At 30.1% G+C, this 14,967-nt stretch carries 16 protein-coding genes; 8 read left to right on the forward strand and 8 right to left on the reverse strand.

Features of this window, described 5'->3' with window-relative positions; all coding sequences use genetic code 11:
- The first annotated feature begins 5 nt into the window (after window positions 1-5).
- The 5 genes from mutL to WHD08_RS04280 all read left to right on the forward strand — a co-directional run bounded on the left by mutL (window position 6) and on the right by WHD08_RS04280 (window position 5,609).
- Window positions 6-1,823 carry a DNA mismatch repair endonuclease MutL gene (gene mutL / locus WHD08_RS04260; RefSeq protein ID WP_165733388.1) on the forward strand — a complete coding sequence of 606 codons (1,818 nt, stop codon included), beginning with the start codon at window positions 6-8 and terminating at the stop codon, window positions 1,821-1,823.
- A 2-nt stretch (window positions 1,824-1,825) separates the two neighbouring features.
- On the forward strand, window positions 1,826-2,560 hold the full coding sequence (locus tag WHD08_RS04265; protein ID WP_165733389.1) for a rhomboid family intramembrane serine protease: 735 nt from the start codon (window positions 1,826-1,828) through the stop codon (window positions 2,558-2,560).
- Window positions 2,560-3,411: a rhomboid family intramembrane serine protease gene (locus WHD08_RS04270; RefSeq protein ID WP_165733390.1), complete on the forward strand. Its 852-nt coding sequence runs from the start codon at window positions 2,560-2,562 to the stop codon at window positions 3,409-3,411. The genes WHD08_RS04265 and WHD08_RS04270 overlap by 1 nt, the downstream gene beginning before the upstream one ends.
- Before the next feature lie 151 nt (window positions 3,412-3,562).
- Complete coding sequence (locus WHD08_RS04275; RefSeq protein ID WP_244183250.1) at window positions 3,563-4,423, forward strand: endonuclease/exonuclease/phosphatase family protein; 861 nt, start codon at window positions 3,563-3,565, stop codon at window positions 4,421-4,423.
- A 43-nt stretch (window positions 4,424-4,466) separates the two neighbouring features.
- A complete protein-coding gene (locus WHD08_RS04280) occupies window positions 4,467-5,609 on the forward strand; it encodes a geranylgeranyl reductase family protein (protein ID WP_208889100.1) in 1,143 nt (380 codons plus the stop codon).
- Window positions 5,610-5,662: 53 nt separating this feature from the next.
- On the opposite strand, the gene WHD08_RS04285 is transcribed toward WHD08_RS04280, so the two are convergent.
- Window positions 5,663-6,157 (reverse strand): GNAT family N-acetyltransferase, encoded by a 495-nt coding sequence (locus WHD08_RS04285; protein WP_208889099.1) that lies wholly within the window; start codon window positions 6,155-6,157, stop codon window positions 5,663-5,665.
- A 123-nt stretch (window positions 6,158-6,280) separates the two neighbouring features.
- On the opposite strand from WHD08_RS04285, the gene mtaB reads away from it, so the two are divergent.
- The 3 genes from mtaB to WHD08_RS04300 are packed head-to-tail and all read left to right on the forward strand — an operon-like array spanning window position 6,281 to window position 9,254.
- Entirely contained in the window at window positions 6,281-7,615 is a 1,335-nt protein-coding gene (mtaB, locus tag WHD08_RS04290) for a tRNA (N(6)-L-threonylcarbamoyladenosine(37)-C(2))-methylthiotransferase MtaB (protein ID WP_208889098.1), read from the forward strand.
- Between the two features lie 30 nt (window positions 7,616-7,645).
- Complete coding sequence (locus WHD08_RS04295) at window positions 7,646-8,305, forward strand: alpha/beta hydrolase (RefSeq protein WP_165733395.1); 660 nt, start codon at window positions 7,646-7,648, stop codon at window positions 8,303-8,305.
- Window positions 8,306-8,351: 46 nt separating this feature from the next.
- Window positions 8,352-9,254, forward strand: a complete 903-nt coding sequence (locus WHD08_RS04300; protein ID WP_165733396.1) for a lytic transglycosylase domain-containing protein — start codon at window positions 8,352-8,354, stop codon at window positions 9,252-9,254.
- Window positions 9,255-9,262: 8 nt separating this feature from the next.
- On the opposite strand, the gene WHD08_RS04305 is transcribed toward WHD08_RS04300, so the two are convergent.
- The 7 genes from WHD08_RS04305 to WHD08_RS04335 all read right to left on the reverse strand — a co-directional run bounded on the left by WHD08_RS04305 (window position 9,263) and on the right by WHD08_RS04335 (window position 14,907).
- Window positions 9,263-9,460 (reverse strand): YwbE family protein, encoded by a 198-nt coding sequence (locus tag WHD08_RS04305; protein ID WP_165733397.1) that lies wholly within the window; start codon window positions 9,458-9,460, stop codon window positions 9,263-9,265.
- A gap of 87 nt (window positions 9,461-9,547) precedes the next feature.
- Window positions 9,548-9,739, reverse strand: a complete 192-nt coding sequence (locus WHD08_RS04310; RefSeq protein ID WP_018943662.1) for a cold-shock protein — start codon at window positions 9,737-9,739, stop codon at window positions 9,548-9,550.
- Between the two features lie 189 nt (window positions 9,740-9,928).
- A complete protein-coding gene (locus WHD08_RS04315; protein WP_018943662.1) occupies window positions 9,929-10,120 on the reverse strand; it encodes a cold-shock protein in 192 nt (63 codons plus the stop codon).
- Window positions 10,121-10,237: 117 nt separating this feature from the next.
- Complete coding sequence (locus WHD08_RS04320) at window positions 10,238-11,179, reverse strand: NAD(P)H-dependent flavin oxidoreductase (RefSeq protein WP_208889097.1); 942 nt, start codon at window positions 11,177-11,179, stop codon at window positions 10,238-10,240.
- Entirely contained in the window at window positions 11,179-12,840 is a 1,662-nt protein-coding gene (locus WHD08_RS04325) for a S8 family serine peptidase (protein ID WP_165733399.1), read from the reverse strand. The genes WHD08_RS04320 and WHD08_RS04325 overlap by 1 nt, the downstream gene beginning before the upstream one ends.
- A gap of 39 nt (window positions 12,841-12,879) precedes the next feature.
- The gene (gene mnmA / locus WHD08_RS04330) at window positions 12,880-14,067 is read right to left on the reverse strand and encodes a tRNA 2-thiouridine(34) synthase MnmA (protein WP_208889096.1); all 1,188 of its coding nucleotides are present in this window, start codon (window positions 14,065-14,067) and stop codon (window positions 12,880-12,882) included.
- A 126-nt stretch (window positions 14,068-14,193) separates the two neighbouring features.
- The gene (locus WHD08_RS04335) at window positions 14,194-14,907 is read right to left on the reverse strand and encodes a toxin-antitoxin system YwqK family antitoxin (protein ID WP_165733401.1); all 714 of its coding nucleotides are present in this window, start codon (window positions 14,905-14,907) and stop codon (window positions 14,194-14,196) included.
- Window positions 14,908-14,967: the final 60 nt, after the last annotated feature.

A 14,967-nucleotide genomic window follows, 5' to 3' on the forward strand; every position in this document is an offset into this window, starting at 1 on the left:
AATTAATGTCGGATATTATTCAATTATTACCAGATCATGTTGCTAACCAAATTGCTGCAGGAGAAGTCGTTCAACGCCCTGCTTCTGTTGTAAAAGAGTTGCTAGAAAACGCCATTGATGCTGGATCAAATAACATAAAACTTTTATTAAAGGATGCTGGTAAAACGTTAATTCAAGTAATTGATAACGGAAAAGGAATGAGTACCACAGACGCTAGAATGAGTTTTGAACGTCATGCAACTTCTAAAATACAAAAAGCCGAAGATTTATTTAACCTGAACACCAAAGGTTTTAGAGGAGAAGCTTTAGCATCTATTGCTGCCATTGCGCATGTAGAATTAAAAACAAAACAAGACGACGAAGAGCTAGGTACTTGCATAAAAATTGAAGGAAGTAAAATTGTATCACAAGATTTTGTTTCTACTAGTAAAGGAACCAGTATTGCTGTAAAAAACTTGTTTTACAATATTCCTGCAAGAAGAAATTTTTTAAAGTCGGATACCGTAGAAACGCGTCATATTATAGATGAATTTCAAAGAGTTGCTTTAGCGCATCCAAATATTGCTTTTTTAATGCATCATAATGATAATGAAGTTTATCATTTAAAAAGCAGTAATTTAAGAAAACGAATTGTGAGTGTTTTTGGCACTAAAATGAATGAAAAATTAGTTCCTATAAACGAGTATACTGATATTGTAGGTATAGAAGGTTTTGTTGCGAAACCAGAATTTTCTAAAAGAAAAAGAGGAGAACAATTCTTTTTTGTGAATGATCGTTTTATAAAAAGCTCATACTTAAATCATGCAGTGGTAAATGCTTATGATGGTTTGTTAGAATCAGGGTCACATCCCTCCTATTTTCTATATTTAACAGTGCCTGCAAATACTATTGACATTAACATTCATCCTACTAAAACAGAGATAAAGTTTGATAATGAAAAAGCTTTGTATGCCATGTTAAGAGCTACTGTAAAACACAGTTTAGGCCAATACAATGTAGCGCCTGTTTTAGACTTTAATAGAGATGCAAATTTAGATACACCGTATCATTTTAATTCCAAACCAAAATCTACTTCTACTCCTAAAATATCTGTAGATCCAGATTTTAATCCGTTTAAAGAAGAAGCAAGCAGAGAAATACATACACCGTTTAAAAGCGAACCAAAAACAGAAAGTTGGGAGTCTTTATATACTCCTACTATTGCAGATACAGAAGAAGAGATACAATCGGAATTATTTGACAATCAACAAGAAATAAAAACACAGAAAACATTTCAAATTCAGCGAAAGTATTTACTAAGTTCTATAAAATCTGGTGTGGTTTTAATCAATCAATCTTTAGCGCATCAGCGTATTTTATACGAAGATTTCTTAGAAAGTATTACTGTAAAAGAAGCCAACAGTCAGCAATTATTGTTTCCTGTTAAAATTTCTTATACATCTGCAGAAATAGAAATGATTTACACGATTAAAACCGAATTAGAAAATGCTGGTTTTTCTTTTGATGAATTTACAAAAGACAGTGTTACTATAAAAGGAATTCCGGTTTCGGTTACAGAAAGTAAAATAACGATTATATTAGAAGAGTTATTAAGCGATATAGATTTAGAAGTACCAGATGCTAGTTTTAGTCATTTTGATGTCATGGCAAAATCGTTTGCAAAAACATTGTCTATAAAAACAGGCACACAACTTTCTGAACGAGAACAAGAAGGATTGGTAAATGATTTATTTTCTTGTAAAGAACCAACGGTATCTCCTTTCGGAAAACCAATTTTTAAAACATTAACATTAAACGAAATAGACAATCTATTTAACAGTTAAAAATGAATACAAAACTTACAGATGCCATAAAACATATAATTATTATAAATGTAATTTTATTTGTTGCACCACAACTCTTAAAGTTAGATTTTACAAATATCTTGGCTTTACATTTTCCTGAAAATGAACATTTCGGAATTTGGCAGTACGTAACACACATGTTTATGCACGGTGGTTTTAGTCATATATTGTTTAACATGTACGGTTTATGGGCTTTTGGTACTCCTTTAGAACAAATATGGGGAAAAAAGAAATTTATATTTTTCTATTTTTCTGCAGGTATTGGAGCTGGAGTAATTTACACATTGGTCAATTATTATCAATTTAATGGTATCTACGAACTTTTTATAAATGCAGGTTTAAATAATTCTGAAGTTTTATCTATCTTAAAATCTGGTAGCACCAATGATGCTCGTATTATAGGAGCCATTACGCAAGATCAATTTAATCAAATAACCTCTTTATACAATACTCCTGCTGTTGGAGCCTCTGGAGCTGTATATGGTGTTTTAGTAGCTTTTGGTCTTTATTTTAAAGATGCAAAATTAGCATTGATATTTTTCCCTGTTCCTATTGCTGCAAAATACTTTATACCTGTAATGATTCTAGGAGATTTATTCTTTGGAATGACTAAATATTCTATTGGAAACATAGCTCATTTTGCACACGTTGGTGGAGCTCTAATAGGTTTTATTATAGCTTGGTACTGGAAAAAGAATGAATTTAAAACATATTAATGAGTTTTATAGACGACATAAAAAACCGCTATAAAAGCGGAAATATTGTAGAAAAATTAATCTACATAAACCTTGCTATCTTTGTATTTACCTTGTTAACATCTGTTTTTCAAGATTTATATAAAGGCGAAATAAATTGGGTAGTAACCTGGTTTTCTTTGGATGATAATTTTACATCTTTACTCACCAAACCTTGGACTATTATTACTTATGGTTTTTTACATGCCGACTTTCTACACATTCTTTTAAACCTAATAACACTATACTTTGTAGGTAACTTATTCATCGAGTATTTCACACAAAAGCAACTATTAACGTTCTACCTATTAGGTACTTTTTTTGGTGGCGCATTATTTATTTTAAGCCACAACTACTTTCCTTTATTTCAAGATCAATCTTCTATATTAGTAGGAGCTTCTGCAGGAATTTCAGCTATTTTTATAGGAATTACCACGTACATACCAAACTATCAATTAAAAATACGTTTTATTGGTTTTGTTAAACTATGGTATTTGGGCGCTATTTGGGTAGGTTTAGATATATTAGCATTGTCTGGAGGAAATGCTGGTGGACATTTTGCACATTTAGGAGGCGCTTTATTTGGCTTTTTATATGTTCAGAAAGCAGCCAATAAAGAAATACTTATTTTCGATAAAATAGCAGCCCTATTTTCAACAAAAAAGAAACCTTTAAAAACAGTTTATAAATCGCCAAAAAAAACAGTAAAGACAAATAAGGGCACTTCTATAAACCAACAACAAATAGATGCTATTTTAGATAAAATTAGCAAGTCTGGTTATGATACTTTAACAAAAGAAGAAAAAGAATTCTTATTTAAACAAGGAAGGTAATAGTATGAAAAATTTGTCCCCCATAGATAAGATTTTATTTTTTCTAAATTCAATATTAGCAACCCTATTATTGTTATCTTATGTACTACATTTTATATCTCCCATTACCATACCATTTGTTGCTATCATAAGCCTATTTGTACCTTTCTTAATGATAATTAACCTGCTTTTTGCTATTTACTGGTTAATTAAGTTAAAAAAACAATTTTTATTATCTGTTACTGTTTTTATTATTGGAGTCTTTTTCTCCTCTCCTTTTTTCAAAATTTCAGGGAACAACTCTTCTTTAAACAGCGATTTAAAAGTAATGAGTTATAATGTAAAAAGCTTCGATCTTTTTCATAAAAAAAAGGACTCAATAGTACAAGATGGCTACGAATTTATCACAGAAAAAGACCCAGATATTATTAGCATACAAGAATACTATAAGTCTAATAAAAACAACTTCTCTTTTCCTTACAAATACGTAAAACTTCGTCCGAATAGTAAAAAATACGGAATGGCGATTTACTCTAAACATAAGATTATTAATTCTGGATCTTTAGACTTAAAAAGTACTGGTAATAATATTATTTTTGCTGATATATTAAAGAAAAAGGATACCATCAGAATTTATAATATCCATTTAGAATCTTTAAGAATAAAGCCAAATGAAGAAAATTTTGGCGAAGAAAATTCAGAAAAATTAATAGAAAGAGTTTCTAATTCCTTTAAAGAACAAGCAGAGCAAACCGTTCAGTTTTTAGCGCATGAGCAACAATGGAAAGGGAAAAAAATTGTTTGTGGAGACTTTAATAATACTAGTTACTCATGGGTCTATAACCAAATTGCAAAAGGTAAAAAAGATACTTATATAGAATCTGGTAAAGGTTTTGGTAAGACCTACAATTATTGGTTTCCAATGAGAATAGATTTCATTTTAACCGACAATAACGCCATTAGCAACAAGTTTACTACCTATACAGAAAAGTACTCAGACCATTTTCCTGTTATGGCAAAAATTAACTGGTAAGTTTTTCTATATTCGTACTTATAAAATTAAATTATCTAATTCTATGAAACATTTTGATGTAGCGATTATTGGAAGCGGACCTTCTGGTGCTTCAACCGCTTTTTATTTAGGCAAACAAGGTATCTCTACCGTTATCATAGAAAAAGAAACTTTACCACGTTACAAAACCTGCGGTGGAGGTTTTGTTAATAGAGGAAGAAAAGACATGCCTTTTGAGATTAATGAAGTTATTGAAAGTGAATTCTTTGCTGTTGACAGTTATTTTAATGGCGGTAAAATTTATTACCAATCTTCTAAAGAAAAGCCAATCATAACTATGATTATGAGAGATGCTTTTGATAATTTAATTGTAGAAAAAGCAAAAGAATTTGGCGTTACTTTATTAGAAAACCATACATTAAAAAGCATCGATTTTAAAGATAACAAATCTATACTACATACTTCTGAAGGAGAAATTACTGCAAATTTTATAATTGCTGCAGACGGTGTTTTAAGTCAGACAGCAAAAATGGCTGGTTGGAAAGAAGACACTAGAAAACTAATACCTGCTCTAGAGTACGAAGTAGAAGTTTCTAAAGAAGATTTTAAAAGATTATCTACAAGTATACGTTTTGATATTGATGCAGTTCCTTATGGATACGCATGGAGTTTTCCTAAGAAAAATCATTTATCATTAGGTGTTTTAACCACTAGGAAAGGTAAAATCAATTTAAAAGAGTACTACAGAAAATACTTAAAAACTTTGGGTATTAATGAAGTAATAAAAGAAGATGCTCACGGATTTAAAATTCCGATTGCGCCAAGAACAGATGGTTTTGTTAAAAATAATGTTTTCTTAATTGGAGATGCTGCTGGTTTTGCAGAACCTATAACTGCAGAAGGAATTTCGAATGCTATTTTAAGCGGAAAATATGTTGCAGAAGCACTTATAGAAAGTAAATTAGAGAAATCTTTAGCTGAAAAACTGTATATAGAAAAATTAAATATTAAGATGTTACCTGAATTACACTCAGGTGGCACTTTATCAAAATTCTTTTATAATAACAATCCGATTAGAAATTATATACTAAAAAAATACGGGCAGCATTTTAGCGATTTAATGGTAGACATTTTACATGGAGATAAACCGTTTCCAACAAATGTTTCAGAAAAATTAAAAGCTAAAATTAAAGAGAAGTTATTTTAAATAAACAGGTGCACTAAGTTCTGCATAGTGATGCGAGGTAAAGGTATCTTTAATTATAAATACAATTCGTATTTTTTTTCTGCTAGACCTTCATCATTTATAAAAGTATTTTTTATTTTAAAATTATTGTTTTCTAAAATTTTTGAAGAAGCTATATTTTCATCTACCACATAGCCTACAATTTTATCCATTTTAAGTTTTTTACAATAGGTAATTAGACCTACACAAACTTCTGCTCCATAGCCTAGTTTCCAAAATTCTTCTAAAAAGCGATAGCCTATTTCATCATCTAAATTATCTTTAACCAAGGCCACTGTGCCTAAAAACTGATTGTCTGTTTTTCTAACAATAGCGTAAATCCAAAAGCCATTTTTAGAGGTATTATATTTTAAAATTAACGTTTTTAACTCAGTTTCATTTTCAATATAGCTCTTTGGGTTTCCGGTAGCATATTTTAAAACATTTACATTACTTTCTAGTTTATGAAATGCATCTATATCTTCTACACACAGCCTTCTAATAATTAACCTTTCCGTTTCAAAAATCATCAATAATATCGTACTTTTGCTCTTCTAAACTGTTTTATACAGTATTTGTAAATATACAATTTGAACTTTAAGAAATAAATCCTTTTTTAAAGTTTTGTTTTTTAGTTAAACACACTTATTAGAATGAATGCAGAAAAAAAAGTTGCCTTTTACACTTTAGGATGCAAATTAAATTTTTCAGAAACGTCTACTATTGCTCGTAATTTTGTGAGCGAAGGTTTTAATCGTGTCGATTTTGAAGAAAAAGCAGACGTGTATGTTATAAATACCTGTTCTGTTACAGATAATGCCGATAAACGCTTTAAAACCATTGTAAAAAATGCTTTAAAGAAAAACGATGATGCTTTCCTAATCGCTGTTGGTTGCTACGCGCAATTAAAACCAGAAGAATTAGCTGCAGTAGATGGTGTCGATTTAGTTTTAGGAGCTACAGAAAAGTTTAATGTTACTAGTTATATAAACGATTTAACTAAAAATAATGTTGGTGAAGTTCACTCATGTGAAATTTCTGATGCAGATTTTTACGTTGGTTCTTATTCAATTGGAGATAGAACACGTGCATTTTTAAAAGTACAAGATGGTTGCGATTATAAATGTACTTATTGTACAATTCCTTTAGCACGTGGAATTTCTAGAAGCGATACTTTAGAAAATGTTATTGAAAATGCCAGAGAAATTTCATCAAAAGGAATTAAAGAAATTGTTTTAACAGGTGTTAATATTGGCGATTATGGTAAAGGTGAATTTGGTAATAAAAAGCACGAACATACGTTTTTAGAACTCGTAAAAGAATTAGATAAAGTAGACGGTATACATCGCTTACGAATTTCATCTATAGAACCTAATTTACTTAGAGATGAAACGATAGAATTTGTATCTAAATCAGGTTCTTTTGTTCCTCATTTTCATATTCCTTTGCAATCTGGTAGTGATAAGTTACTTAAGAAAATGAAACGTAGGTATTTAACCAATACGTACACAAATAGAGTAACAAGAATTAAAGAAGTAATGCCTAACGCTTGTATTGGTGTAGACGTTATAGTTGGTTTTCCTGGAGAAACAGAAGAGCTGTTTTTAGAAACGTACAACTATTTAAACGAAATGGACATTTCTTACTTACATGTTTTTACCTACTCTGAAAGACCAAATACAGAAGCAGTGCATCTAGAAGGTGTCGTGCCTAAAAAAGTACGTGCAAAACGTAGTAAAATGTTGCGTGGTTTATCCGCTAAAAAAAGACGTGCTTTTTATGAAAGTCAGTTAGGAAATACCCTAACCGTTTTATTTGAAAATGAAAATAAAGAAGGGTATATAAACGGTTTTACAGAAAATTACGTTAAAGTTAAAACACCTTGGAACCCAGAGTTAGTAAATACATTACATACTATTACACTTACTGAAATTGATGAAGATGGTTTGGTAAGATTTAATTTTGAAAACAATAGCGTTACAATTTAAAATGTAATTGCTACATTAAAATAAATAGATATGAAAAAGATTCCAATATACTTGGTACCTGGTTTAGCAGCTGGACCAGAAATTTTTGAAAACTTAGAATTATCAAAAGATAAATATGACGTTCATTATTTAGAATGGATAACACCCATAGCACAAGAAGAGTCTATTGCTAATTACGCCATGAGAATGAGCGAAGAAGTAAAAGAAGAAAACCCTGTTTTAGTAGGTGTTTCTTTTGGCGGAATTATGGTACAAGAAATGAGTAAATATTTAGATGTTAAAAAAGTTATTATTATATCTAGTGTAAAACACCATAAAGAACTTCCTAAGAGATTTGAATTTGTAAAATTTACAAAAGCTTACAAATTCTTTCCAACAAAAGTTGTTTCAAATTTTGAAGATTATGCGCAATATTTTTTAGGAAAATCGTTAAAGAAGAGAGCCGATATTTACAAAAAGTACCTTTCTGTTAGAAGTGAACTGTATTTAAACTGGTCTATTGGCACCATTATTAGATGGGAACAAACAAAAAAAGACCAAAACATTACTCATATTCATGGCACAAGTGACCATGTATTTCCTATAAAAAACATAAACAATTGTATACAAATAGAAGGTGGTAGCCATATTATGATTATCACTAAAGCCAAAAAATTAACTAAAATCATTAACGATACTTTAACTAGTTAAAACAAAGGTATTCCTTATTTTTAAATCATAAAAAAATTGCAATCTCATGAATAAATCACTCCGTTTTCTTTCACTACTTAGCATCTTAATTATTGCTTTTTTATTTTATAATGGCATTAATAAAAATGAAACCGACCCACAAACAAGCACGCATGCAACTTATAAAATAAAAGCGTTAAAACTACCTAACAATTTAAATCTTGCAGGTGAAAGGGTTCCTTTAGAAATTCCTGATGTTAAAGAAAGAATGGAGAGAGAGCTGTTAGTTAATACTTATTGGCAATCTAATGGGTTATTATTGATAAAGAGAGCTAATAAGTACTTCCCTATTCTAGAGCCATTGCTTAAAAAATATGGTTTACCAGACGATTTTAAATTTTTAGCCTTGGCAGAAAGTGCTTTCATAGACGAAACGTCTAACGTAGGTGCAGCAGGTATGTGGCATTTTATGAAAGCAACAGGTAAAGAATACGGATTAGAGATTAATAGTAATGTAGACGAGCGTTACGATATTGAAAAATCGACAAAAGTAGCTGCTGAATACTTAAAAAAATCTCAAAAACGTTTTAATTCTTGGACTTTAGCTGCCGCTGCATATAATGCAGGAAACTATGGTGTTAGTAGAAGATTAGATGAGCAAGAAGTAACTAATTATTACGATGCTAAATTACCAGATGAAACCGAAAGATATGTATTAAGAATTATTGCTTTAAAAGAAGTAATAAGCAATCCAAAAAAATATGGTTTTGTCTTTGAAAATGAAGACTTATATACCTTACCAGAAACAAGAACTATAAAAGTTGATACAGCAATATCTAACATTACGCATTTTGCCAAAAAATTTGGAATGAATTATAAAGAGTTTAAAATTCATAACCCTTGGTTAAGAGAAAATAAACTAAACAATAAAAGTAGAAAAGTGTACGAGATTAAAGTACCTATTAACTAAAATAGTTATTATTCAATAATATTTTTAATTCTACCTACCAAACCAGATTCTAACTGAACTTTAATACCATACGGATGGTTTTGAGCTTTAGTTAGAATTTTTGCTATAACACCTTCTGTTAATTCTCCACTTCGTTGATGCGGTTTTTGAATAATTTCTACAAATAAGCCAATCTTAACATTTTTTCTTTGTCTTCCGTCTATCATAAATACAGTTTTAAAATACTAAAATAAAAAAAGCCTATCAATATTGATAGGCTTTTAGATAAAAAATTAACTAGTAATAAATATATATTATAATACTCTTACGTTTACTGCGTTTAATCCTTTTTTTCCATCTTGTAAGTCGAATTCAACTTCATCGTTTTCACGAATTTCATCGATTAATCCTGATACATGTACAAAATGTTCTTTGTTTGATCCTTCTTCAGTGATAAATCCAAATCCTTTAGATTCATTGAAAAATTTTACTGTTCCTTTATTCATAATAAAAATTATTTGTTGTCAATTTAATTACTAACAACATTTATATAATAACAAATGTAATGCCAAAATTTGAATAACGGAGCAAATTTTTATGATACTTTATTTATTCTGAATTATAACAACATAAAAAAAGCCTATCAATAAATTGATAGGCTTTTAGATAAAAAATTAACTAGTAATAAATATATATTATAATACTCTTACGTTTACTGCGTTTAATCCTTTTTTTCCATCTTGTAAGTCGAATTCAACTTCATCGTTTTCACGAATTTCATCGATTAATCCTGAAACATGTACAAAATGTTCTTTGTTTGATCCTTCTTCAGTGATAAATCCAAATCCTTTAGATTCGTTGAAAAATTTTACGGTACCTTTATTCATAATAAAAAAATATTGTGTTGTTAAATTAATTCCTAACAACGTTTATTGAATTGCAAATGTAATGCCAAAAATTAACAAACCTATCAAAATAATTAAGTTATTTAAAAAAAAACAACACTAAGCATTAATTTCCAGCGACTTAATCGCATTAAATTCATCAATAATCTCTCTTAGAACGTCTTTTACTGGTTTTATTTCATGAATTAAACCAGCAATTTGACCAATTTCTAACTCACCTTCATCTAAATCTCCCTCAAACATTCCTTTTTTAGATCTTGCTCTTCCTAATAATTCTATCAAATTTTCTTTTGTTGGGTTTTGTTTATATAATTCTTGTACATCATTATAAAACTTATTTTTCACCAAACGAACTGGCGCTAATTCTTTTAACGTTAACTGTGTATCTCCATCTTTAACAGCAACAATGGTATTTTTAAAATTAATATGAGCAGAAGATTCTACTGTAGCTACAAATCGACTTCCTATCTGTACACCGTCTGCACCTAAAACCATAGCCGCCAACATGCCTCTTCCGGTTCCAATGCCTCCAGCAGCAATTACAGGAATTTTAACTTGCTCCTTTACCATGGGAATTAAAGTAAAAGTGGTTGTTTCTTCCCTCCCATTGTGTCCGCCTGCCTCAAAACCTTCACAAACAACAGCATCTACACCTGCCGCTTCTGCTTTTAAAGCAAACTTAACCGAACTTACAACATGTACAACCTTAATTCCTTTCTCCTTTAAAAAGGACGTCCAAGTTTTTGGATTTCCTGCAGAAGTAAAAACAATCTTTACGCCTTCTTCTACAATAATATCCATTATTTTTTCAATATCTGGATACAGCATTGGCACATTTATTCCAAAAGGCTTGGAGGTTGCTTTTTTACATTTAATAATGTGTTTTCTTAAAACATCTGGATACATAGAACCTGCACCAATTAAACCTAAACCACCGGCATTAGAAACCGCTGAGGCTAACTTCCATCCAGAAACCCAAATCATACCTCCTTGAACAATGGGATATTTTATATTGAAAAGAGTTGTTATTTTATTTATCATTATTGCTTTATAATTTTAATATTTTTTTGCTGATTTCCTTTTGATATTTTCAACATATAAATACCTGTATTCAAAAACGAAATATCAATATTTTTGGAAGTTACTACTGCTTTTTCAAATACTTTTTTTCCTAAAATCGTATAAATTTGAATTGACACATCCTCAAAATCATCCGTAGAAATGGTAAAACGATCTTGAACAGGGTTTGGAGATATCTTAAAATTGATAAGTTCATCTTGTATTAAAGATAAACTAGCAATATAACTATTCAGTGCTGTTTCAAAATTCGGAATTCCATAACCGTGTTGGTCTGTTGGATTCTTAAATTTATCCGCAGATTCGTAAATAGCAGTTTTTAGATAATCATTATAATTTTCACCAGATTTTTTTAAGGATGCTTTTAAAAGAAATCCTTCATTCTGATTTAAACAAGCAATTAAACCTGCCATTATGGGCGATGAAAAAGACGTTCCGCTAGATGAAGTTGTGATTTCTCCTGAACTATAATCTATCAATGCTGGGTTTTGTCCTTGACCTAAAATTTCTGGTTTTACTCTTCCATCGGATGTTGGTCCGAAAGAACTAAAACTTGCAATATTTCCAGAAGAATTTACCGCTCCAACCGAAATCACAGAAGCTGCATCTGCAGGTGCTCCCATATACTTCCATGACTGAGTCCCATCATTACCAACGGCATTTACCAAAAGCAAACCACGTGAAGCACCAATTTCTGCTCCTCTAGAAATAAAAGTAGTTTTACCATCCATATCTGCATAGGTATGGTTGTGATTAGGATTGTCATACGTAGTATATCCTAAAGAAGTGTTTATTACGTCAACTCCCAAACTATCTGCTCGTTCTGCCGCTTCTACCCAAAGTGTCTCTTCTAAAACTGTTTCTGTTTCTGAAATTTCTGATATAAATAAATAAAATTTTGCATCTGGAGCCGTACCAACATATTCATCCTTAATATACGCAGCAATTGAAGACAAAACATGGGTTCCGTGACTATTTCTTGTGTAGAAATTATCATTTCTATCAGCAAAGTTATAACCTCCTAAAATTTGATTATTATCTCTAATTCTACTAAAAGCATCTAAGGTATTTACATTAGGAAACCCCGCATCTATAATTGCTATTATTTGCCCTTCCCCAGTTAATTCTTGTTGATGCAAATAATCTCCTTTTAACATTTTAATTTGATTATCGGTTGCACCATAATTAAAATCAGTTAGGGTTTCATTCAACTTATTATAATGATTTGGAGTTATTGTTTTTCCTTTTGATTTACCGTTTAGATTCAACGATTTATTGGCAAATTCTATAGATGCTATAAAACTATAATTAGACATTAAAGTATTAATAGCTGCTACTTCTCCTTGAACATGAACAGCGTTTAACCATTTAGATTTCCCTAAAACAGTAACCGTTTTATCATTATTAAGTTGATTATAATACGCTTCATCAACAGGAACATCTTTAGAATCTAAAGGAATATTGAGTTTAGACCTTCTATCTAATGCTCTTTGAGTAAGCATTAAAGTAGGATTACTTAAAAAACTAGTTTCTTGAGGTTTATCTTTTATAAAAACCCAAACATCTTCTTGTGCTGAAACTTGAAAACAAAAAATTAGACATAAAAAAAGTAGTAATTTCTTCATATTCCGAAATTACTACTTTTTTATGATTTTATAAATGTTTTAAGAGATAACTCCAGAACCTAATAATTCTTCCTCTTTATACCAAGCGACAAATTGTCCTTCTTGTATTGCAGATTGTTTGTTTTCGAATTCAACATACAAACCAGATGCTACTTTGTGTAAAACAGCATTTTCTAAAGGTTGTCTGTACCTAATTCTTGCATCAACTTGCATGGTTTCTCCAACTTTTAAAGTTAAGTCTTCACGAATCCAGTGCATTTCTTCATTAGAAACAAACAATACATTTCTATACAGTCCTGGGTGATTTTTGCCTTCTCCGGTATAAATTACGTTTTCTACAACATTGGTTTCTATCACATATAAACCTTCTTTTGTACCACCAACATTTAAACCTTTACGTTGTCCTTTTGTAAAATAGTGTGCTCCTTGATGCTTACCAACCACTTTACCATCTTCTTTATTGTAAGTAAATTTGGTAGCGTAATATTTTAATTCTTCTTCTTTGTTTTCAAAAGTAGGAGTTTGTTTTGTGTATTGCTCAAAATCCGTAGGAATCGTTACAATTACCCCTTCTTTAGGTTGTAATTTTTGTTGTAAAAATTCAGGCAAACGAACTTTACCAATAAAACATAAACCTTGAGAATCTTTCTTTTCTGCCGTAATTAAATCTGCTTCTTTCGCTATTTCCCTAACTTCTGGTTTTGTTAATTCTCCTATTGGAAATAATGCTTTTACCAATTGTTGTTGAGATAATTGACATAAAAAATAAGACTGATCTTTATTATTATCCTTTCCTCCTAATAATTTATAAACCGGTTTTCCGTCTATAACTTCTTCACCTTTTCTACAATAATGACCTGTAGCAACATAATCTGCTCCCAATTTTAAAGCGATGTCCATAAAAACATCAAATTTAATTTCTCGGTTACAAAGTACATCTGGGTTTGGTGTTCTACCTTTAGAATATTCATCGAACATATAATCTACAATACGTTCTTTATATTGTTCACTTAAATCTACTACCTGAAAAGGAATTCCTAATTTTTCTGCAACAATCATTGCATCATTAGAATCTTCTAACCAAGGACATTCATTAGAAATAGTAACAGAATCATCGTGCCAATTTTTCATAAATAGCCCAATTACATCATACCCTTGTTCCTTTAATAAATGTGCAGTAACACTACTATCTACACCACCCGAAAGACCAACAACTACTCGTTTCATTTTTAATTTTTGAGGATGCAAAGGTACACATTAGAAATGGTTTTAACAGATTGAAAGAATTGATAAAGCCATTGTTTTGTTTTATATAACAAGTTCTTTTTAACAATACACGTAACAAACCGAGAATTAATCTTCTTTTTTACGAGAAAATGTGTTTTTCTTTCTAATTTCTTTTTCTGAAGCCACTTCTCCATCCATATAATACTCCCAATTACCTACTCTTAATCCATTTTTATAATTTCCAGTTTCTTTTAAAACACCGTCTAATTCAAAATATTTTGCCAATCCATTTAAAGCCCCGTTTTCATACGTAACCTCTTCAATTAAGACTCCTTTATTAGAATATTTACTAACAGTACCGTTTAACAATCCGTTTTTGTAGGCAGCAAACTCTGTAACTTGACCATCTTGATAATAAATTATTTGCGATCCATCTAATTTTCCATTTTTATAATTTTCTTCCGACATAATTATACCATCAGGATAAAAATATTTCCAATTACCAACTCGTTTTCTACCTTTTATAACACCTTCAGTTTCTATTTTTCCTTTTAGAGTGAAAAACTGAACATATAAAGAATCTGAATTATCAAAAAAAGTTTTTATAACTACTGGATGTTTAGATGTTGTAATGTCATAAAACTTAAAAACACCTACTTCTTTTCCATTTTTAAATTGACCAACATAACGAATTCGTTTATTTGGATAATATTTTTTCCAAACACCTACCTTTTCATTGTTAGCATTTACTTGATTAATTTTTTGTGCATTAAAATTTTCACTTGTAAAAAAACAAGCAAAAAATAGTAAAATAAAAAACAGTCTTTTTATCTTTATCATTCAAATATAATTTTAAAACAAAGATACATTAATAGTGCCAAAAACAAATCTTCTTTTCGT

The organism is Polaribacter sejongensis, assembly GCF_038024065.1.
In the GTDB taxonomy this organism is placed as follows: Bacteria; Bacteroidota; Bacteroidia; order Flavobacteriales; family Flavobacteriaceae; genus Polaribacter; species Polaribacter sejongensis.